The following is a 19876-nucleotide window of genomic DNA, read 5'->3' as shown; positions in this document are numbered from 1 at the left end:
TTGTGAGAAAACCGACAGTCGCATCGTGACCAGGAGAGCGGTCCCCGACGGTCGGCCTCAGAGTCGAACGACGAAGCCGCCGTTCCCCGCGGTCGACACGCGAAGCGATTCGTCCGGCGATACCGCGCGTTCGTACTCCTCGAGACCGGTACCCTCGTCGGCGTCGGTCGCGACGACGGCCGTCGTCTCCCCGTCGAGAAACGAGAGCGGCACCGCGATCGAGCACGCCGGACCGGCGGTGATCGAGCCGACGAACCAGTCGTCGCCTTTCCGTCGCGCGAACGTGGCCTCCGATCCGGGTCGGCCGCGGAGGAACTTCGTCTCGTCCCAGGCCGCCGGAACGGCCTCGAGGACGCGCTCTGCGATCGGGTACGACTCGTAGGTCTCGATGCCGTCGGCGTAATGCTGGAGTCCGGACTCGTAGACGACCGACAGCGCGAGTTCGTGACCCGCCGATGTCGCGCGTCGATCGGCGGAAAATGTCACGGGCGTGTAGTCCATCGGACCGACGACGTTGCGGGTAAAGGGGAGCGTCGCGTTGTGCTCGGGCGTGTTCGTCGTCCACTTGTAGTACTCGGCGCCGCGAACGCCCTCGTACGTCATAATGTGGGGCCAGCGCCGGCGGAGCCCTGTCGGGACGGCCGACCCGTGGAAGTCCACGGTCAGTTCGTATTCGGCGGCGGCGCGAGCGAGGTCGTCGTAGAACTGCATCCGCCCCTGGTCATCGCTGTCCATGAAGTCGACCTTGATGCCGGCGACACCCCACTCGGCCCACCTCGAAAGGCGTTCCTCGCGCTTTGACTCCGCGTTCAGGTCGATGAAGTGCGACCAGAGTTCGACGTCGACGCCGGCGTCGTTCGCGTACGCGACGAGGTCCGGGAGCCACTCGTCGTCCCAGCCGGCGTCGACCAACACGTACTCCCACCCCCGCTCCGCGGCGTAGTCGACGTACGCGCGCTCCTCCTCGAGCGACCGGACGCTCGAGTCACTCGACCACCACGACCACGCGACGCGACCGGGTTCGACCCAGTCGCTGTCGATCCGCGGCCCGTCGACGAGGTCGGTCGGGAGCGTCGACTCGACCACGGTCGCGAGGTCGCCGATGATCGCAACGCGCCACGGCGTCGTCACGGGGTCGTCGGCCCACACGTGTGACGTCGGGTGGGAGTCGGGGAATCCGATGTCGACGCCCGGCGCGTCGTCGTTCGTTCCGACGAGTCGGCCGGCCATCCAATTGCCGTCGACGCCGGCCTCGCATACGAGTGCCCAAGTGTCCTCGACGCGGAAGAGCCCGGGGAGATTGTACTCCCCGTCGATGGCGGTTACCGGTACTTGCCGGCTGTGTCCCTCGTGGTTGGCCTGATAGTCCGAGAGCCACGCGACGGCACCTGGCGGGAACCGGAAGCCGGACTCGTCGCCTGGGTGAAGATACTCGTTCCGCTCGCCTCGCAACCGGTATCGGTATGCGATGCCGTCGTCTGCGGCGCGGACTTGGAGGTCCACCGAGCCGCCGTCGCTCTCGAACGAGAGCGTTTTCTCGACTGCTCGGTGATGCGGATTCGACTGCTTTCCGTGAACGAGTTCGTACGATTCGTCGATCGTACGGGTTTGCACGTCGTCGAGTTCGAATTCTTCGGGAAACGAGCCGTACGGCGTCGGAAGTCCGTAGGGAGACGGTTCGAAAACGGTCTCTCTGGATCGATCTACGTGCAACTCCCCGTTCGGGTCGACGTCGATCGTGATGGTCCCGTCGGGATCCGTAACCTGAACCATACACACCGTCCGCGAGTCACGAACATCAAAGAATCGACTTGTGTGTCGTAGACGCAAGGACTGTGCCGCCACCCCGGTCGGACGCCGTCGATGATGGGTGATGCGACCGGCGAGCGGGCGCACCTGTAGTGGGGGTCGATCGCTCAGTGGTCCGCAAACGAGAAGACCGGCTTGCAGGTTTCGGACTCGAGGAACGCCTCGAACGCGGCGGTCGGCTCGTCGACGCTGTACGAGCGATCGATGATCGCGTCGGCGTCGATCGCGCCGGCCGAGAGGAGTCGAATGGCCTGTTCGAAGTTCCGCCAGGTCGAACCGTAGGAGGTGTTCACGTCGACCTCGCCGCGGACGACTGGCGTCATGAACACTTCGCTGGGTGAGCCGGGGAGGCCGACGACGACGACCTGTCCGCCCTTCCGGACGTGGTCGATGGCCATCTCGACGCCGCTCGAGTGGCCAGTCGTATCGAACACCGCGTCGAAGCCGACGCCGTCGGTCCGCTCGTCGACGATCGCTTCGAGATCGGTCGCCTCGACATCGATCGTCTCGATCCCGAGGTCTTCGACCAGCGGCAGCCGGTACGCGGTGTCCTTGCCCAGTCCCGAGACGACGACGTCGGCGCCCAGCGAGTCCGCGACGGCCGCGACGAGCACGCCGATCGGGCCGGGTCCTTCGACGAGGACGGTATCGCCCGGCGTCACCGCGGACTGATCGAATACCGCCCGTGTCGCGATACTGAGCGGCTCGGTGATGCTCGCGTGGCCGAGCGGCACGTCCTCGGGGATCTGGTGCAGATCGCGCGGCCGGACCGTCGTGTACTCCGTGTACGCGCCGTCGTTGTGCATGCCCGTGATCTCGAAGTTCTGGCAGACGTTGGGTTGGCCGTTCTTGCACTGAAAACACGAGCCGCAGTCGTGGATCGGCTCCTCGACGACGTGGTCGCCGACCGCGAAGTCGGTGACGTCGTCGCCGACTTCGACGACCTCGCCGGAGTACTCGTGGCCCATGGTCCGGGGAATCGGAATCCACTCGTAGCCGTCCTCGTACTTGTACGCGTGGGCGTCGCTACCACAGAGGCCCGCTGAGTGAACACGAACGAGCACCTCGTCGTCGTCGGGGACGGCCTTCTCGCGCTCGCGAATCTCGATGGCTCTGGGACCGGTATGTACTATGGCCTTCATCTAGGGTTACCTCGCTCTGGTCGAGCTATCAATACGTGGGGGACTCTCACATATATAACTTTAGGTGCAATCGACCGGCCGTCGACTGATTGCGGGCGGTACCAGCCGACTCACCGTTCCCCCTCGATTACGAACGCGTGGAACTGTCACGCTATACCGCCGTCTCTTGAGGGTTCGGGCAAACATTTACGGGCGGAACCGGTGACATCGGAGCCATGTCTTCGGTAGCCGATACCGCGGGTGACCGTCGCCCGACGGACCTTCGAGTCGAGTACGAACCGGCCCCGACGAACGTCGACCCGACGGAACCGCCTCGATTCTCATGGCGCGTTTCGACCGATGCTCGCGGAACTCGCCAGACGGCGTATCGGATCGTAATCGGTCACGACAGGAGTGCGGTCGGCTCCGGTCAGGGCTCGCTCTGGGACTCCGGCCGCGTCGAATCGTCGCTGTCGACGAACGTTCCGTACGACGGTCCCGACCTCGGTTCCGACACGCGGTATCACTGGTCGGTGAAACTCTGGACCGACGAGGGTGAAACCGATTGGGCGGACCTGTCCGCTTTCGTCACGGCGCTGCGCCCCGAGCGGTGGTGCGGCGAATGGATAACCCACCAGCCGGGAGCGGGAGACACCAACGGGTGGCGAAGCCGGTGGCGGAGCGCGGACGAATCGGTCGAAGAGTGGGTCCAGGTGGACCTCGGCTCCAGCCGACGGATCACGGCCGTCGATCTTCACCCGTCGTCGCCGGTCACCGTCGTTCGAACGCCAGACGACGTGGCGGTCACGAGATCCTGGTTCGACAACCCGCTCGACGGCTTCGGCTTTCCGAACGCCTATCGGATCGAGGTCGCGGACGACCCGCGATTCGAATCCCCGACGACCGTCCTCGAGGTCGACGCGTCCGACGAAGCCGACGGCGAGCCCCCGGACGGCGTCCCTGAGGAGACGGAACCCGTCCGCACGCACGACGGATTCGAGGTCGACGGTCGGTACGTGCGGGTCACCGCGACGGACCGCTTCGCGTTCGAACCGCTCGCCGAGGAGTCGTCTCACGCCCAGAGTGCGGGTCGGCGGACCGAACGCGTCGACGCCTGGCAGTGTTTCGCGTTGGCGGCGCTCGAGGTGCGAAACGGGGACGAAAACCTGGCTCGCGGACGACCGGTCGAGGCCTCGTCGTCCGTCGAAACCGACGCGTGGGGCCGCGATCACTTCGCGAACGGGCGCGTCGAGTCCGAACTCGCGGCGACGTCGCCGCTGCTGCGGACGGAGTTCGCTATCGAGGAACCGGTCGAATCGGTCCGCGCCCACCTCGCCGCCGTCGGCTACGGCGAACTCCACGTCAACGGCGAACGGGTCTGCGATCACCGGCTGAATCCCGCTTGGACGGACTACGAGAAGCGCGTCTGCTACTCGAGTTACGATCTGACCGATCGGGTCGCGGTCGGCGAGAACGCGATCGGCGTGTGGCTCGGTCGAGGCTGGTTCTCGAAGGGAGGTGCCTACTGGGTTCCCGACGGCTCTCCGCGCGCCCGCCTCGTACTGACTGCGACGTTCGAAGATGGTTCGACGCGGACGATCGCGACCGACGGTGACTGGCGGGCGACGGCGAGTCCGATCCGGGAGAACGATATCTACGACGGCGAACTGTTCGACGCCCGACTGTCCGAGGACGGGTGGCGTTCGCCCGGGTTCGACGACGGGGACTGGGATCCCGCATCCGTCGTCGCCGATCCCGGCGGGGTGCTTCGACCGCAGCGCGTCGAACCGATGCGCGTCGTCGAAACGCTCGACGTGGCGGAGGTTCACGAGCACCCGGACGGCCCGATCCTCGACTTCGGCCAGAACCTGACCGGCTGGCTCGAGATCGAGATCCGGGATCCGGACGAGGGTGACGAGATCATCCTTCGCCACGCCGAACGACTCACCGAAGACGGGGAGCTGTCGACGACCGACCTTCGGAGCGCGGACGCGACGGACGTCTACGTTGCCGCCGGCGCCGAGGGAGAGCGGTACGAGCCGCGATTCACCTACCACGGCTTCCGGTACGCACAGATCACGGGCTATCCGGGCAAGTTCGATCCGGAACTCGTCACGGCGAAGGTCGTCCACACCGCGATGGACCGTCGGGGAACCTTTTCGTGTTCTAACGAGGATCTCGATCGGGTCCAACACAACGCCGTGTGGGGGCTTCGCGGCAACACGCACTCCGTTCCCGAGGACTGTCCCCAGCGCGACGAACGGTTCGGGTGGACGGGCGACGCTCACATCTCCACGCGGTCGCTTCTGTTCAACTTCGACGCCGCCCGGTTCGACGAGAAGTGGGCCCGCGATCACGACGACGTCGCCTCGGAGATGGGCTACGTTCCGGACGTGATTCCGAACAAGGCGAGCGAGGATCCCGCTGATCCGACGTGGTCGATTACGAGGGTGATGATCCCCTGGTATCTCTACCGCCACGACGGGAACGAGCGCCTCCTTCGGGAGCAGTACGAAGGGATGCGAGAATACGTCGAGTACTGGCTCTCGGTCGCGGAGGACGGCATTCTGACGGACGACTACGGGAAGTTCGGCGACTGGCTCGCCTTCGAGAACGTGGACGACCGACGCGGACTCCCACACGACCTGTACAACACGGCGTTCCTCTACCAGGTCACGGATACGTTCGCGAAGATCGCCGCCGTCTTGGAGAACGATGCGGACGCGGAAGCGTATCGAAATCGCGCCGATCGGATCGCGGACGCGTTCAACGAGCGATTCTTCGATGTCGACGAGGACGCGTACGGGCCGGAAACCCAGTCGTCGTACGCGGTTCCGCTCTTTCTCGGTCTGGTTCCCGACTCGAGGGTCGAGTCGGTGGTGGCCAACCTCGTCGAGAAAGTCGAAGCCGACGATTGTACGCTCAAAACGGGATTCCTCGGGACCAGGCCGCTCCTCCACACGCTCGCCGCACACGGTCACGCGGACGTCGCGTACGACGTCGTCAGTCAGCCCGACCGACCCGGATGGGTGTATATGGCTCGTAACGGGGCGACGACCATGTGGGAACGCTGGGACAGCGACGACCGCGTCGGCGACGGGATGAACTCCTTCAATCACTCGCCGTTCACCCACGTCTCGGAGTTCTTCTACGAAGTACTCGCGGGCATTCGGATCGGCGACCGTCCCGTCACCGACCGCGTGACCGTCGCTCCCGCGCTCGTCGACGATCTCTCGTGGGTCACCGCCAGTCTCGAGACGCGCAACGGCGAGTTAGCGACCGAGTGGCGCCGCGATGCCGACGCCGGGTCGTACGAGCTGTCCGTCACCATTCCCTGGAACACGAACGCGACCGTTCGCTTGCCGGACGCCGCCGAGGCCGACATGGCCGAGTCTGGATCGTCGCTATCCTCCGAGGAGACCGCGGGAATCGAGTCGGTTCGCGAAGACGGTGATGCCCTCGTCGTCGAACTCGGATCCGGCACGTACGAGTTCGCGGTTCGCTAGCGCCGACTCGTCACTGCGGCGCGAACTTCCGAGCGATCTTCTAGCGTGCGATCACACTTATTATTAACTATTAATACAAATATTTAATGCAACGCGCATCGATCGTCGGTGTGTGCAATGATTGCACTTACCACTGCACGCCCCTCTCCGCTCCAGGGTATCGGCGGACAGACGCTCGTCCTGACCGAATGGATCGCTATCTGCGTGTTCATCGTCGGGTTGGTCGTGTTCGGCGCGTACATGCGTCGGAACACCGCTGACTCCGCGAGCACGTTCCTCGCGGACCGGTCGCTTCCGCCATCGGTACAGGCGTTCTCGACCGTCGCGACCAATCTGAACGCGAACGACTTCCTCGGACTCGCCGGGTTCGCGTACGCGTACGGGATCATCGTCTTGCTGGGCCCTATTACGAACGCGATCGCTATCGTCCTCGCGACCATCGCGATCATTCCGTTCATCAGGCAGATACAGGCGTTCTCACTGGGCGAGTGGCTCACGCGACGCTTCTCGAGACCGGTCGGCGATGCGTACGACTTCATCTGGACGTTCGTCTGGATGTTCGTCAACATGGGGCTGTACATCTACGCTGGCTCGCTCGTTCTGAACACGCTCCTCGGATGGAATCTCTGGCTCTCGATGGGCGTGATCATCGTCGTCGGAACGGCCTATACGATTCTCGGCGGGTTCGGCGCCGTCGCCGGCTCGGACACCATCCAGTTCGTCCTCATGTTCGTTCCGCTGATCCTCTTGCTCCCGGTTTCGCTGTACATGGTGGGGGGCATCTCCGGCCTGATCGATGGTCTGGCGACGCATCAGGCGTCGATGACGCCGTCGGATCACCCGCTGGCAGCCGAATTCCCGGTCGGCGGCCCGATTGCGGTGTTCTTGCTGTACTTCGGCTTTCTCGCGTCGGCGATCTCCTACTGGAGCGCCGAATCGCAGGTCCTCCAGCGCCCGCTCTCCGCCGAAGATCCGGAATCCGCGCAGGTCGGCTACCTGTACACGAGCATCTGGTACGCGATCCTCGTCCCGCTTTTCATCCTCGTCCCGGGGCTCGTCGCCGCCGTCCTCTACCCGAACCTCGAGGTCGCGGATCACGCGATGCCGATGCTCATCAGCGACGTCATGCCACCGGGTCTGTACGGCGTCGTCGTCGTCGGCCTGATCGCGGGCGTCCTCTCGAGCGTCGACTCGCAACTCAACAACTTCCAGACGCTGTTCACGGAACGGATCTACCGTCGCTACGTGGCGTCGGACCGAAAGCCGTCCCACTACGTTCGGGTCGGTCGGATCGCGGGGATCGTCTTCATGGTCGCCTGTATCGGCGTCGCGTACCTGTTCTCGATGGAGGATTCGATGTACCTCGTCGCGCAGTCGATTCTCGCGACGATAATGCCGACGTTCGCCGCCGTGGCGATCGTCGGTGGTCTCTGGGACGGTTCGACGAGCACGGGTGCGATACTCGGTATCGCGATCGGGTTGGCGGTCAGCGTCTACATGGGGTTCACGCTCGGACACGAGGCGTTGTACTCTCGCTCACTGTACGCCTTCGTCCTCGTAATCGGCATCGTCGTGGCTGTTAGCCTCCTGACGACCCCGAAAGCGCACGAAACGCCGACCAACTTCGTCGAATCGTCGCTTACCGGCGATTCAGCCACTCTGACCCCGCGAGTGAAGCGAATCGCCGTCGTAACGATTGGCGTCGCGTTCGCGTTACTCGGTTCCGCGATCATCATCTTCCAAGCGTAACACCATGTCAGATGACTCACTCACGCAGACGCAAGACGAACCGATCGACGACCCGCGGGAGCAGACGGCGTCCGGAACCGACGAGTACGACCTCCCGATCGACCTGTACGCGGGTGCGATTATCCTGATCATGGGCGTTCTCGTCCTCGTGACGCCGCTGTTTACCGACATGCCGTCGGACGCGCCGTGGAGACCCACGTCCATGAACCTCATCAGCGGGACGATCTACGTGCTCGTCGGTCTCGTGCTCCTCCGCCGGGCGGGGCGCTTATGATCGGTCGGCTAGTTCGCCGACCGAGTCCGCTGGGAGGCCACCTCCTTTCGTTCGACCGATCGGTGCTGTTGGGCGTTCGGGCAATATCGCGAACACTTATATGGCTGTTTCTCACATCTCGATACGAGTCTTGGGCTTGACTACCATGGAGATCACGAACATTACCGTCACGAAGGTCAGTACCGATTCTTGGGGCGAGTTCGTCGAGTTCCCGCTCGTCACCGTCATGAGCAAGTTCGACGAGTACAACAACGCCGATGGCGACAATCCGCAGGCCCGCCGGAAGTGGATGGGGCCGGTCGGCGACGTCGTCGTCGAGGTCGAGACGGATGCGGGAATCACCGGCGTCGGCGTCGGCAACTGGGCGACGGGGTCGATCGAGACGATCGTCGACGAGACGCTCTCGAAGCTCGTCGTCGGCGAGGATCCCCACGAGCGCGAACGACTGTGGGACATGATGTACCGGGCGACGATTCCCTTCGGTCGGAAAGGGGCGGCCATCGAGGCCATCAGCGCGGTCGACCTCGCACTCTGGGATATCGCCGGCAAGGAAGCCGACAAGCCCGTTTACGAACTGCTGGGCGGCCCGGTCACCGACGAGATCCCCTGCTACGCGAGCAATCTCCACCCCGTCGATCACGAGAAACTCGAGCGGGAGGCCCAGAACTACGCCGAGCAGGGCTTCGACGCGATGAAGCTGCGCTTTCGCTACGGGCCAGAAGCGGGCCGCAAGGGGATGAAGGAAAACGAGCAGATCGTGAAGACGGTCCGGGACGCCGTCGGCGACGAGATCGCGATCGCCGGCGACGCCTACATGGGCTGGGACGTCCGCTACGCGAAGAAGATGCTCAAGCGCCTCGAGCGCTACGACATGGAGTGGGTCGAGGAGCCGGTCATCCCGGACGACATCGACGGCTACGCCGAGGTTCGCGAGGCCTCGAACGTGCCGATCTCCGGCGGCGAACACGAGTTCACCCGCTGGGGCCACAAGGAACTGCTCGAGCGCGAGGCCGTTGATATCCTCCAGCCCGACATCCACCGCTGTGGCGGCCTCACCGAGTTGCTGAAGATCGATTCAATGGCCAGCGCCCGCGACGTGCCGGTGATCCCCCACTCCGGGACGAACCCGACGCTGCACTTCATCGCCGCCTCGACCAACGCGCCGATGGCGGAGTACTTCCCCATTCCGGAGTGGTACAAGGAGCGCCAGGGCGAGCAGGAGTCGACCTACGCCGACGCTATCTACGCCAACCCGCCCCAGGCCGAGGGCGGCACCGTTCCGCTCCCCGAGACCGTCGGCCTGAGCTCGGCGACCAACCCCGAGGCCCTCGAGCACTACAGCGTGGAGTGATCCATGACCGACGTCACCTTCGAGTTCAACGTACCGGTGTTCGCGGGCGCGCCGGAGTCGGGAACGGACCCCACCCACCGCGACACGCCGTGCTACGAGGAACTCGACTGGGAGACCACGAAGGAGGGCGTCCTGACGGCCGAGGAACTGGGCTTCGACGCCGCGTGGGCGCCCGACCACATCATGCTCGGCCGCGATCACGCCGAGTACGAGTGCTGGACGCTGCTGTCCGCGCTGGCGGGGCTCACCGACGAGATCAACCTCGGTTCGCTCGTCCTCTGTAACGACTACCGCAACCCCGCGCTCGTCGCGAAGATGGCGGCGACGTTCGACGTGATCTCCGACGGCCGGCTCGAGCTCGGGCTCGGCGCGGGCTGGCACGAACCCGAGTACGAGGCCTACGGCTGGGAGTACCGCGACGGCTTCGAGCGACTGATGCGCTTGGATGAGAGCATCCGGCTGATGAAAGCGATGTGGACCGCCGATTCGGGCGACGGCGCCTCCTTCGCAGGCGATCGCTACCAGATCGACGGCGCCTACTGCAACCCCGGTCCCGTACAGGACCCGCATCCGCCGATCCTCGTCGGCGGCCAGGGCGAAGACGTGACGCTCAAACTCGTCGCCAAACACGCCGACGTCTGGAACACCGATGTGTTCAGCGGGAGGGCAGAGACCGTAGCGCACAAGATCGACGTCATCGAGGACCACTGCGAGACGGTCGGCCGCGACCCCGACGAGATCGAGTACTCTTGGGACGGCCACGTCATCTGCACGCGCGACCCCGAGAAATACGAGCGCCTGCTCGATCTGATGATTCCGATCCAGTTCGAGGAGGAGTACGTCGATCAGGCCGATATCACGACCGAGGAGATCGCCAGCGACTACTTCCTCATGGGCACGCCCGAGGAGTGTGCCGAAGGAATCCAGCGGCGGATCGACGCCGGCGTCACGAAGTTCCAGTGCTGGTTCGTCGACTTCCCCGACACCGGCGGGATGGAACTGTTCGCCGACGAAGTGATACCGCAGTTCCGGTAGCGCCGCGTTGCAGCCGTCGATCGTCGATCGCGGTCTCGTTTTTGCAGCGGTTCGCTGTTCCTCCGCCGCCGCCGGTCCGTTCTGGGCGCGTCCGAGAGGCATCCGGTGCTGCCGGCTATCCGATATCGGCGAGTACCGCTCGAGTGGGTGAGGGTCAGGGGAATAGCTATGGGACTCCCGCTCGATTCGTCTCCCGTATGGCACGCATTGCGTTCCATCTGGAACTCGCCGACGGACAGCGCGAGGCGTACCGCGAGGCCCACGAGGACGTCCCGACGTGGCTCGAGGAGGCGTATCTCGACTCCGACGCCGGGCTCGAGACCTACAGCGTCTTCGAGTCGGACGGACACGTCTTCGGGTTCATGGAACTCGACGATCCGGACGCGATTCGAGACGTGATGGAGACGAGCGACGCACAGGCCCGCTGGGACGAGGAAATGGACGGGATCATTCTCGACGACGACGCCGACCAGTGGATGGACGAGGTGTATCGAATGATCTGACGGGCGCGACAAATCGTGCGAACCGGTCGCTTTCGGATCGCCACGCCCGCCCTTCTTCTCGGCGGGATCGACGATTGCGCCAATCGTCGACTTGCTGGTGACCGAACCGTGATAGAAATTGTCACGGCTGTCCGGTGCTGCCGGACAGCAGTGAACTTCGCTTCCGAACGCTTCTCCCACTATAATTCGGTCGGTAGAACGACACCCCGTCGGTAGAGCAGGAGGTATTTACAGATGTATGCCTGTAATATATGTGCGAAGAGCGTCCACTGATAGCAGCGAAATTTCCGGTATTACCGGACGTCGGTTTGCGCATGTCTGTCGGAGGGCGCCGATCCCAGTTTCGAAGCGCGGGATCTCCTGACTACGCCTAGTCGTCGTCTTTTTTCGTCGGTGGCGGACACTGAGAGCGGTACCGCTCGAGACGAACTCGTCTCCTGATCGAACGCGTGAGACGTGTCGACTCGACGATTCCGGCCGAGAGGAACCGGTCGTTACGTCCGTCTCATCGAGTCATCGTTTTCCACTGTCGTCTCGGGATCTCGTGTTCGAGCGGTTGGTCCCGCTCGAACCGCTCGATGTCGTCGATGACGGCCTCGGTTAGCGGCCCGCGGATCTGAGAGCCGCCGACGTGCGGAGTGAGCAAGACGTTATCGAGTTCTCGGAGTTCGTGGTCGGCGGGAAGCGGCTCCCGATGGTAGACGTCGAAAACGCCGGAAAGTCGACCCGACCGCAGTTCCGCCACGAGCGCCGCTTCGTCGACAATCTCGGCGCGTGCGGTGTTGACGAACAGCGCCCCGTCGGGGATCCGTGCCAGTCGATCCGCGTCCAGCATGCCGATCGTTTCCTCGGTTCGGGCCGCGTGGACGGAGACGATCTCCGCGTCCAGCGCCGTCTCCAGATCCGTTAGCGTCGCGAACGGGTACTCCGCTAGCTCTTCCGCGTCCACGTAGGGATCGTAGACACTGGCGGACACGTCGAACGAGGCCATGTGGTTGAGCAATTTCCGACCGATGGTTCCCAGTCCGACGAGGCCGACGTCCTTCCCGTAGAGCGTCCGAATGTCGACGTCGTCGGCGCCGAACTCGCCCGCTTTCATCGACGCGTCGAGTTCCGGAACGGCCCGCAGTTTCGCGACGATCGAGCCGAACGTGTGTTCCGCCGTATAGTCGGCCATCACGTCGTTGGCGCTCACGACGCGGATCCCCGCGTCGTAGACCGCCTCGGAGACGAGCGTTCCAACGCTCCCGCCGGTGTGGGCGATCAGTTGCAGGTCGTCGGCCGCCTCGAGGGCGTCGGCGGTGACCTGCGGACTGCCCCACCCCGTGACCAGTACGTCGACGCCGTCGATACGCTCGCGGAGGGCGTCCTCCGAGAGGTCGTCGGTCGACGGATTCCAGGAGACAGCGCCCAGCGACTCGAGTCGGTGTTGAACTTCGTTCGGGACGAAGTCGTCCCGAAGTTCCCCTTCCGGTAGCGTGACGAGAATGTTCATATCCCTCGTAACTTCTCCGATAGTATAAACGCAAGGATATGTCCGCTCACCGCTGGTCGCGGAACCACTCGACGAACGCCGGGAGGGCGACGTCAGGATCGGCGATAGAGGGGTGCCATCGTTTCTCGTGTTCGAAGACGAGCCAGCCGTCGTAGCCCCGCTCGCGGAGCGCCGCGACGACATCGGCCATCGGCAGGTCGCCCTCGCCGGGGACCGCGTACACGTAGCCGTCGTCGGTCGCGTCGTTGTGATCCGGCTCGTAGACGGCGTCTTTCAGGTGGACGTACTCGATCCGGTCGCCGAGCGCGTCGAGAGTCTCCCGTGGGGTCTCGTCGGCGAGGCGAATGGTGTGCGCGGCGTCCCACAGGACGCCGACGTTGTCGGCAGGAAGCTCGTCTAAGAGTTGCTGGCAGTCATCTGAGGCGGTCCACGCATCGTGCATTTCGAGGACCCACTGGAAGTTTTCCGCGCCGTCGATCGAGAGGATCTCCCGCATGGTTTCGCCCCCGGCACGCGCGAGTTCGGCTCTCGAGCGGTCCTCGGGGTCGCCGCCGCCGAACACGCGGATACGGTCGACGTCGAACGTGTCACCAACCTCGACCAGTCTGCGCGCCTCCGCCACGTGGGCCGCACGGTCGTCGGTTTCACAGAGAGTAATGCTCGAGCTGAGGGCACTGATGCTCAGCCCGGCGGATTCGAGTCTCGACCGTGTTTCGTCGGCTCGGTCGGTGAACAGGGGATGGCGCGTGACGTCGATCTCGTCCCGGTAGCCTCGGAAATCTACGCCGTCGTAGCCGGCGTCTCGACCGACGGACAGTATTCGCTCGAGGTCCCAGTCTGGGCACCCGAGCGTCGACAGTGCGAGTTGCATGGTCGCTACAACTCGCCAATCGTACGTAGGCTTTTATGAAACAGTACCGACTGGTATCGAGTCCGGTTACTACCTCGGGATTTATTGGCATACCGTCGGTCCTAGTGCGTATGCCGACGGCGCACGATCAGGACTATCCACCGGGCGACTGGACGGTTGGCGGCCTCCGGGACGCCCTCGAGGGCCCCGGGGAGGCGTTCACGCTCCCGACGTACGACGACGAAGCGGCGTGGACGGCCCTCCGCACGGACGAACTGACCCGCGAGCCGGTCGAGGCGCTGCTCGACGACGCCGAATCGGCTCGCGACGGCGACATCCCGTCGCTCACGGCCAGCCAGTATCTCGACTACGAGCGAACGGGCGACCGGACACGCTACGAAGCCGCCGCCCGCGAACGCCGGGGTCGCCTCTCCGCGCTCGTCATCGCCGCGTGCGTCGAGCGCGACGACGACTTCGATCCGATTCTGGACTACGCGTGGGCGCTCTGCGAGCAGGCGACGTGGACGTGGCCCGCACACCTCGGAGACGAATCTCGGGAGGGGCTCCCGGGTGCCGTCCCGAACGAAGAGCGGACGGTCGCGCTCTTCACCGTCGGTGCGGCGCTCCTCCTCGCGGAGGTCGACGCGATTCTCGGCGACCGTCTCCATCCCGCGCTCCGCGAGCGCATCCGTTCCGAAGTCGACCGTCGCGTCTTCACCCCCTACGAGAAACGCGACGATCTCTGGTGGACGACGGCGACGAACAACTGGAACGCGGTCTGTAGCGCGGGCGTCGCGCTCGCCGCGCTCCACCTCATAGACGACGCTGACCGACAGGCGCGCATCGTCGAACGCGTCGCCGACGGTCTCGGCTACTACCTCGACGGCTTCGGCGTCGACGGCGGGACGACGGAAGGAGTTGGCTACTGGAATTACGGCGTGGGAAACTACGTCGCGCTCGCGGACGCCCTCGAGAGCGCGACCGACGGCTCGTACTCGCTCTGCTCGCCCCCGAAACTCGAGCGCCTCGCCGCGTATCCCCTCGCCATCGAACTCAGCCCCGGACACTTCGTTCCGTTCTCGGACTCGGACGAGGAGAGCGCCGTCGCGCCGCGTGCGGCTGCGTGGCTCGGACGCCGCCTGGATAAGCCGGGTCTGGCGGCTCGCGGACGGTGGGAGATGGCGCGCCGTACGGACGCGTTCGCCGGCCCGAACGTCGCGTCGCTCCCTGAGATCGTCCGCGACCTCCACTGGACGCGGACGGTCCCCGCGTCGTGGACGCGTGCCACCCCGCCGACCCGTCGATACTTCGGAGGCTGTGAGTGGTGGATTACACGGTCGAACCCGGCCGACCCGGATGGTCTCGTTGTCGCCGCGAAAGCCGGCCACAACGGCGAGCCACACAACCACAACGACTGCGGCTCGTTCGTCGTTCACGAGAACGGCGAGTCGCTCCTCACCGACCCGGGGCGTCCCGAGTACGACCGAGACTACTTCGGTCCGGCTCGCTACGAATACGTCGCTGCGCATTCTCTCGGTCACTCCGTTCCGTACGTGAACGGCGTCGAACAGGCCGCCGGCGACGAGTTCGCCGCGACGGTACTCGACCGACGCTCCTCGTCAACGGTCGACGCGTTCGAGATGGAACTCGCGGATTGCTACCCCGAGGACGCCGGACTCGAGTCGCTCCGCCGGACCGTAACGCTCGACCGAACCGACGGCGTCGTCTCGGTCGACGACGACGCGGTGTTCGCGAACGGGGACAACACGTTCGAGTCCACGCTTATCTCCACGTTCCCGATTCGAATCGACGAGCGGAGGCTCGTTGTCGACGGCGAACGCGGTCGCCTGCGAGTAACGCCGGACGATCCGGACGCCAAACGTAGCGTCGAACGGCTTGCGGACGCTCTCGAGACGGTCGACGGGACGCGCGACGTCTGGCGCGCTCGCATTGCACAGACCGTCAGTAGTCCCGTGACGTCGCTACGGCTACGGATAGAATTCGACGGTAGGGCGTAATTGAAAGTTGGATTCGGGCACTTTGGGGCTGCTCACGCTGGTATCCCCTTACTTGTTCGTTCGCATTCGCCCGTCGAGGAGGCTTCTCATTTTGACGGCGTTGTCGGACCACGTCTGATAGCCCGTGTGGTGTAATTCCGCGAACGTACGTCGTATCTACGACTGCGGAAGTTCCACTAGTCGCGAACGTAGGGTGCTACAAAGCCGCTGAACTCATGTCACGACGACTCCGATACCATCGCGACCCCTTCTTCCCCCTAAGATCTAAATCTATGATTCATACATTAGATTCTTAGTGATGGATGTAAGATAGATCTTTCATGGAGAACGGTCGCAGGGTGGTACAGTTACAGAATGCCCCCGACGCGAATCACTTGCCGTCGGCTCCCTGCTGTCGCTGTGTAGGCCGTTTCTCGGCCTCGATCGCCCGCGCTGCGTCGAGGATCAAGTCGTCGTCGATGTGCTCGAGCAGCCGCTCCTGCCCGCGCTCCCGCCGACGCTCGATCTCGTCATCCGAGATGTACATGCCGATCTTGCGATCGATCTTTCGCTCGCGTAGCTCCGCGAGCCGGTCTTCCTCGAGGTCGTGATCTTCGGTCACTCGCTCGTCGAAGTGCTCGCGCCAGCGGTTCCGGGCGGCCGATTCGTCCTCGAGTTCCGTCTCTCGGCGCACCCAGTCGTAGTAGTTGGCCAGCGAGTCGGGGTAGCCCCGCTCTCGGCGGACGGCCTCGACGACGGAGATTGCGGTCCGAGCGCCGCGACCGGCGGCCATCAGCGCCTGGTAGCCGGTATCCCCGTACGGCGACGCAATGAACAGGTCGTCGACCGGCGTCGTCCCGTCGCGCTCGGCGTAGTCCTTGTCGAAGTACTCGTGTTCCTCGCCGTCGTGTTCGTGCGTCTCGAACATCGCACCCTCGTCGTCGAGCCCCCGCATGTACTCGCCGTCGTAGCGCGTGGCCGCGATCACTCGACGGGCGGTGACCGGTACCACGTCCTGCAGATCGATGACGAATCCCTCACCGCCGTCATTGCGCTCGATCGACTCGACGAGGGCGGGAACGATCTCGCACCCCGCCTCCTCGGCATGGTCGTGCATCAACCCGTACAGCGTCTCGATGTCGATCCCCCCGGGGAAGCCGAGGTAGTTCCCGAGGTGTGCACACCGCTGGATCGACGAGCGGCCGCGATCGAAGATGACCGTATCCAGCCCGTGGCGAGCGGTGAACACGCCCGCCGCGCAACCCGCTGGACCGCCGCCAACGACGACGACGTCGTGATCGAACGCTGCCTCCGTTCGGGTGCTATCTCTCTCACTCACTGGTGACCGCCTCCGTTGTGCCGTCCGCCGCTTGCAGTCTCTCGAACGGCGCTCGCGGTGTCGTCTCGGTAGTGGTACCGATCATGGGCTGTCGTCAGCGTCTGACCTTCATTGGGCGGTCGGCAGCGATGAACGGCTCACCGTCTCCGTCGGCGAAGGCCAGTCCGCCGCACTCGGTACGACAAACGCGCCACGACGGCAGGTCGGGGATGTCGTACGCTTCCGGCTCGCGGAAGGCGCCGGCGATCGCCCACTCTCGAGCGCGCATTCACCGATCACCCGTGATGATCTCCGCGACCGCCTGGCGGTCGAACAGTTGCTCGCCGTCAGGTATCTCCGGATACGGCCCCTCGGTGTAGGTCGGCCACTCGCCGAAGACGTCGGGGTAGAGCTGTTTCGCGGTCATCTCCAACTGGAACAGGTTCAGGATCGGCCCCTGGTAGCGGGCGCCCTGCGAATAGACGCGCTCGTTTTGGACCGCGGCAAGCTTCTGTCCGGCGGCGTGATCTCGCAGCGACGATCGAATCCCGGCCATATCGGTTTCGGGGTGTAGCCCGCCCAGCGAGAAGATCACGTCGGGATCGGCCTCGAGCAATACTTCCATATCGATCGTGTCCCCGGAGGAGATATTGTCGCTCAGAGCGCCGACCGGACTGAGCGGGCGCATGTGCGCCGTCAGAAATCCGGGCGTGTCCAGCGTGTAGACGTAGATGCTATCGATGTCGCTCATCCCTGCCAGCACTGCGGTCGGGCGCTCCTGTTCGGGCGGAAGCTTTTCCTCGATCGTCTCGAGCAGCCTCCCGTGTATCTCCGCGAGCGCCTCGTACCGCTCCTCTTCGCGGAACACCCGGGCAACCTTCTCGAACATCTCCCACAGCGTGTAATACTCGTACCGGTCGGCCCACTCGGCCGGCGGTTCGTCGTGTCTGTCGCTGAACTTGTTCCCGAACCACGGGGCGACGGTATCTCGGATCTCCTCGACGTCCGACGCGTCCTTGCTGTCGAGAGCGTTCACGCTCGCCGGATCGGCGAGGTGGACGTCGCTGTCGAGTTCGTAGAGTTTCTCCTTGCTCGGATCCCAGGACGAGTACAGGCCCGTCCAGTCCAGCGTGACGCCGGGGAGCCGTTCGGTGAACTGATTCCACAGTTGGTCGTAATACTCGGGCGCGTGCATCGCGTTGACGTCGTCGCCGCGTCCGAGGGCGAACGCCATGCCGGCGTGGTGGGTCAGCCGCGTGAAGATGCTCTCCGGCGGCGAATCGAACGACACCTCGCCCATCGGGGCCATCGTCACCGAATAGGCCCCGTCGGAGCGGTCGTTCCCGTCCTCACCCTGTCCGACCAGTTCCGAACAGCCTGCGAGGGAAACGGTGGTTGCGAGTGCCCCGCCGTACTTCAGTGCGTCTCTTCGCGTCGGTTCTCCGGTCGTCCGGTCTGCGTTCTCAGTCATCGGTGAGGTCTCCGTTGATAATGTCCGCAACGGCTTGGCGGTCGAACAGTTGGTCGTCGCCGGTCACGGCCCCGAACTCGTCGGGGAACAGTTGCTTCGCCGCTCGCTCGGTCAGGAAGAGGTTGTGAATCGGGCCCTGGTTGAGGTAGCCGCCGCGGTACACGCGCCCGTTCTGGACGGCGGTGAGTTCGCTCCCCACAGGGTGGCTCTGCATGTAGTCGAGAACGGTATCGCGGAACTCTGCCGCGGACTTTCGCTCGTGACCCCGAATGAGAAGCACGTCGGGATCGATCTCGAGCAGGTTCTCGTAATCGAGCTTTCCGCGGTTCGTGGTGCTGAGATTGTCGGTGCCCGTCCCCGTCAGGGCGTCGTGAACGCCGAGATCCCGCCACTGCTTCTTGCTCGTCCCCGCATCGTCGAGCCGGTACGGAGAGAACGCCTCCGGTTCGTCGGCCCCTTCGAACGTGAGGAAGACGTCCGGCCGTTCGTCGGTCGGCGGGAGTCGCTCCTGTATCGACGCGATGAACTCGGTGTGGAGTTCGCTGAACGCCTCGTAGCGCGCTCGCGCTTGGAACACCTCGGCCACTTTTTCGAACGCCTCGTACAGCGTGTAGTAGCGATAGTCGTGCCAGTCGTCGGAGCGCCGAAAGATCAGGTTCCCGACGAACGGCGCGACGGTCGACGCGATTTCGTTGACGTCGTCCTCGTCCCAGTCGAACCAGTTGATCAGCATCTGGGGGTCGTACAGGTGTACGTCACTCTCGAGCGCGTAGAACTCTTCCTTGGTTCGAACCTCCGGATACTGCTCGATGACGTCTCGATCGACGGTCACGTCCGGGAGTTCGTCGTAGACGTACGTGTAGTAACGATCTGCGCCGCCGACGCCCGCCAGCCCGTCGGCCTGTCCGAGCGCAACGGCCATGTCGGCGTAGCCGCCGTCGTACGCGGCCCACCGTTCGGGTACCTCGTCGAACGCGACGGACCCCATCGGTTCCATCGAGACCGAATAGGTCCCCTCTGCGGGCGTCTCGTCCGTTTCGCTCTGTCCGAGCAACTCCGAACAGCCCGCGAGGGCGGTACCGGCCGCGAGCGCGCCGCCGTATTTCAGCGTGTCTCTTCGTGTCGGCGTCTCAGTCGTGCTGTCGTCAGTATCTCTCATTTGGCTGCCTCCGTTATCAGCTGGTCTCCGCGTCGGCGAACGCGTCTCATCTCGTCTCTCCTCATGGATTTAGGCTAGCCTAAAATATAATAAAGCCTCCGATTGTTAGGTGAGCCTAAAATCTTCCGGTAGTCGGTCTGTGAAAGGCGAGGTAGCGAACGTCTCGGCTGGATTGCCGATATCGGCGCCCGCTGTGTACCTCGAGTCGCTTGTCCTGCGTGCATCCACACCGGTCGAT

The 19876-nt window shown here is 64.4% G+C and carries 15 protein-coding genes; 7 read left to right on the top strand and 8 right to left on the bottom strand.

The annotated features are described in order from the left end of the window. Positions 1-57: 57 nt before the first annotated feature. Both EH209_RS19745 and EH209_RS19740 read right to left on the bottom strand, forming a co-directional pair. On the bottom strand, positions 58-1773 hold the full coding sequence (locus tag EH209_RS19745) for a glycoside hydrolase family 97 protein (protein WP_126664529.1): 1716 nt from the start codon (positions 1771-1773) through the stop codon (positions 58-60). Between the two features lie 143 nt (positions 1774-1916). Next, on the bottom strand, positions 1917-2951 hold the full coding sequence (locus tag EH209_RS19740; protein ID WP_126664528.1) for a zinc-dependent alcohol dehydrogenase: 1035 nt from the start codon (positions 2949-2951) through the stop codon (positions 1917-1919). A gap of 215 nt (positions 2952-3166) precedes the next feature. Here EH209_RS19740 and EH209_RS19735 point away from each other — a divergent pair, with 215 nt between their 5' ends. The 6 genes from EH209_RS19735 to EH209_RS19710 all read left to right on the top strand — a co-directional run bounded on the left by EH209_RS19735 (position 3167) and on the right by EH209_RS19710 (position 11348). After that, positions 3167-6436: a family 78 glycoside hydrolase catalytic domain gene (locus EH209_RS19735; RefSeq protein ID WP_126664527.1), complete on the top strand. Its 3270-nt coding sequence runs from the start codon at positions 3167-3169 to the stop codon at positions 6434-6436. Between the two features lie 117 nt (positions 6437-6553). Next, on the top strand, positions 6554-8185 hold the full coding sequence (locus tag EH209_RS19730; RefSeq protein ID WP_126664526.1) for a sodium:solute symporter family transporter: 1632 nt from the start codon (positions 6554-6556) through the stop codon (positions 8183-8185). A 4-nt stretch (positions 8186-8189) separates the two neighbouring features. Then, positions 8190-8459, top strand: a complete 270-nt coding sequence (locus tag EH209_RS19725) for a hypothetical protein (RefSeq protein ID WP_126664525.1) — start codon at positions 8190-8192, stop codon at positions 8457-8459. A gap of 145 nt (positions 8460-8604) precedes the next feature. Continuing rightward, a complete protein-coding gene (locus EH209_RS19720) occupies positions 8605-9810 on the top strand; it encodes an enolase C-terminal domain-like protein (RefSeq protein WP_126664614.1) in 1206 nt (401 codons plus the stop codon). Positions 9811-9813: 3 nt separating this feature from the next. Beyond that, complete coding sequence (locus tag EH209_RS19715) at positions 9814-10845, top strand: LLM class flavin-dependent oxidoreductase (RefSeq protein WP_126664524.1); 1032 nt, start codon at positions 9814-9816, stop codon at positions 10843-10845. 197 nt (positions 10846-11042) lie between these two features. Then, entirely contained in the window at positions 11043-11348 is a 306-nt protein-coding gene (locus EH209_RS19710; protein WP_126664523.1) for an L-rhamnose mutarotase, read from the top strand. A gap of 505 nt (positions 11349-11853) precedes the next feature. On the opposite strand, the gene EH209_RS19705 is transcribed toward EH209_RS19710, so the two are convergent. Then, positions 11854-12843, bottom strand: coding sequence for a hydroxyacid dehydrogenase (locus tag EH209_RS19705; protein WP_126664522.1), 990 nt, complete (start codon positions 12841-12843; stop codon positions 11854-11856). Positions 12844-12889: 46 nt separating this feature from the next. Then, positions 12890-13714 carry a sugar phosphate isomerase/epimerase family protein gene (locus EH209_RS19700; RefSeq protein WP_126664521.1) on the bottom strand — a complete coding sequence of 275 codons (825 nt, stop codon included), beginning with the start codon at positions 13712-13714 and terminating at the stop codon, positions 12890-12892. Between the two features lie 110 nt (positions 13715-13824). Here EH209_RS19700 and EH209_RS19695 point away from each other — a divergent pair, with 110 nt between their 5' ends. Continuing rightward, complete coding sequence (locus EH209_RS19695; RefSeq protein ID WP_126664520.1) at positions 13825-15711, top strand: heparinase II/III domain-containing protein; 1887 nt, start codon at positions 13825-13827, stop codon at positions 15709-15711. A gap of 370 nt (positions 15712-16081) precedes the next feature. Here the strand turns inward: EH209_RS19695 and EH209_RS19690 are convergent, their stop codons facing one another. The 4 genes from EH209_RS19690 to EH209_RS19680 form a co-directional block, all read right to left on the bottom strand. Continuing rightward, complete coding sequence (locus EH209_RS19690) at positions 16082-17029, bottom strand: FAD-dependent oxidoreductase (RefSeq protein WP_126664519.1); 948 nt, start codon at positions 17027-17029, stop codon at positions 16082-16084. 94 nt (positions 17030-17123) lie between these two features. After that, a complete protein-coding gene (locus EH209_RS24255; protein WP_164722088.1) occupies positions 17124-17297 on the bottom strand; it encodes a hypothetical protein in 174 nt (57 codons plus the stop codon). Beyond that, complete coding sequence (locus EH209_RS19685; protein ID WP_126664518.1) at positions 17298-18479, bottom strand: ABC transporter substrate-binding protein; 1182 nt, start codon at positions 18477-18479, stop codon at positions 17298-17300. It lies immediately after the preceding gene. After that, positions 18472-19638, bottom strand: coding sequence for an ABC transporter substrate-binding protein (locus EH209_RS19680; protein WP_126664517.1), 1167 nt, complete (start codon positions 19636-19638; stop codon positions 18472-18474). The genes EH209_RS19685 and EH209_RS19680 overlap by 8 nt, the downstream gene beginning before the upstream one ends. Between the last annotated feature and the right edge of the window lie 238 nt (positions 19639-19876).

The organism is Haloterrigena salifodinae (assembly GCF_003977755.1).
Classification (GTDB): domain Archaea; phylum Halobacteriota; class Halobacteria; order Halobacteriales; family Natrialbaceae; genus Haloterrigena; species Haloterrigena salifodinae.
This window is presented reverse-complemented; position numbering and strand designations above follow the sequence as displayed.

Coding starts and splice junctions, on each gene's coding strand:
- EH209_RS19745 (WP_126664529.1), bottom strand. CDS start 1,773: ATGGTTCAGGTTACGGATCCCGACGGGACCATCACGATCGACGTCGAC.
- EH209_RS19740 (WP_126664528.1), bottom strand. CDS start 2,951: ATGAAGGCCATAGTACATACCGGTCCCAGAGCCATCGAGATTCGCGAG.
- EH209_RS19735 (WP_126664527.1), top strand. CDS start 3,167: ATGTCTTCGGTAGCCGATACCGCGGGTGACCGTCGCCCGACGGACCTT.
- EH209_RS19730 (WP_126664526.1), top strand. CDS start 6,554: ATGATTGCACTTACCACTGCACGCCCCTCTCCGCTCCAGGGTATCGGC.
- EH209_RS19725 (WP_126664525.1), top strand. CDS start 8,190: ATGTCAGATGACTCACTCACGCAGACGCAAGACGAACCGATCGACGAC.
- EH209_RS19720 (WP_126664614.1), top strand. CDS start 8,605: ATGGAGATCACGAACATTACCGTCACGAAGGTCAGTACCGATTCTTGG.
- EH209_RS19715 (WP_126664524.1), top strand. CDS start 9,814: ATGACCGACGTCACCTTCGAGTTCAACGTACCGGTGTTCGCGGGCGCG.
- EH209_RS19710 (WP_126664523.1), top strand. CDS start 11,043: ATGGCACGCATTGCGTTCCATCTGGAACTCGCCGACGGACAGCGCGAG.
- EH209_RS19705 (WP_126664522.1), bottom strand. CDS start 12,843: ATGAACATTCTCGTCACGCTACCGGAAGGGGAACTTCGGGACGACTTC.
- EH209_RS19700 (WP_126664521.1), bottom strand. CDS start 13,714: ATGCAACTCGCACTGTCGACGCTCGGGTGCCCAGACTGGGACCTCGAG.
- EH209_RS19695 (WP_126664520.1), top strand. CDS start 13,825: ATGCCGACGGCGCACGATCAGGACTATCCACCGGGCGACTGGACGGTT.
- EH209_RS24255 (WP_164722088.1), bottom strand. CDS start 17,297: ATGCGCGCTCGAGAGTGGGCGATCGCCGGCGCCTTCCGCGAGCCGGAA.
- EH209_RS19685 (WP_126664518.1), bottom strand. CDS start 18,479: ATGACTGAGAACGCAGACCGGACGACCGGAGAACCGACGCGAAGAGAC.
- EH209_RS19680 (WP_126664517.1), bottom strand. CDS start 19,638: ATGAGAGATACTGACGACAGCACGACTGAGACGCCGACACGAAGAGAC.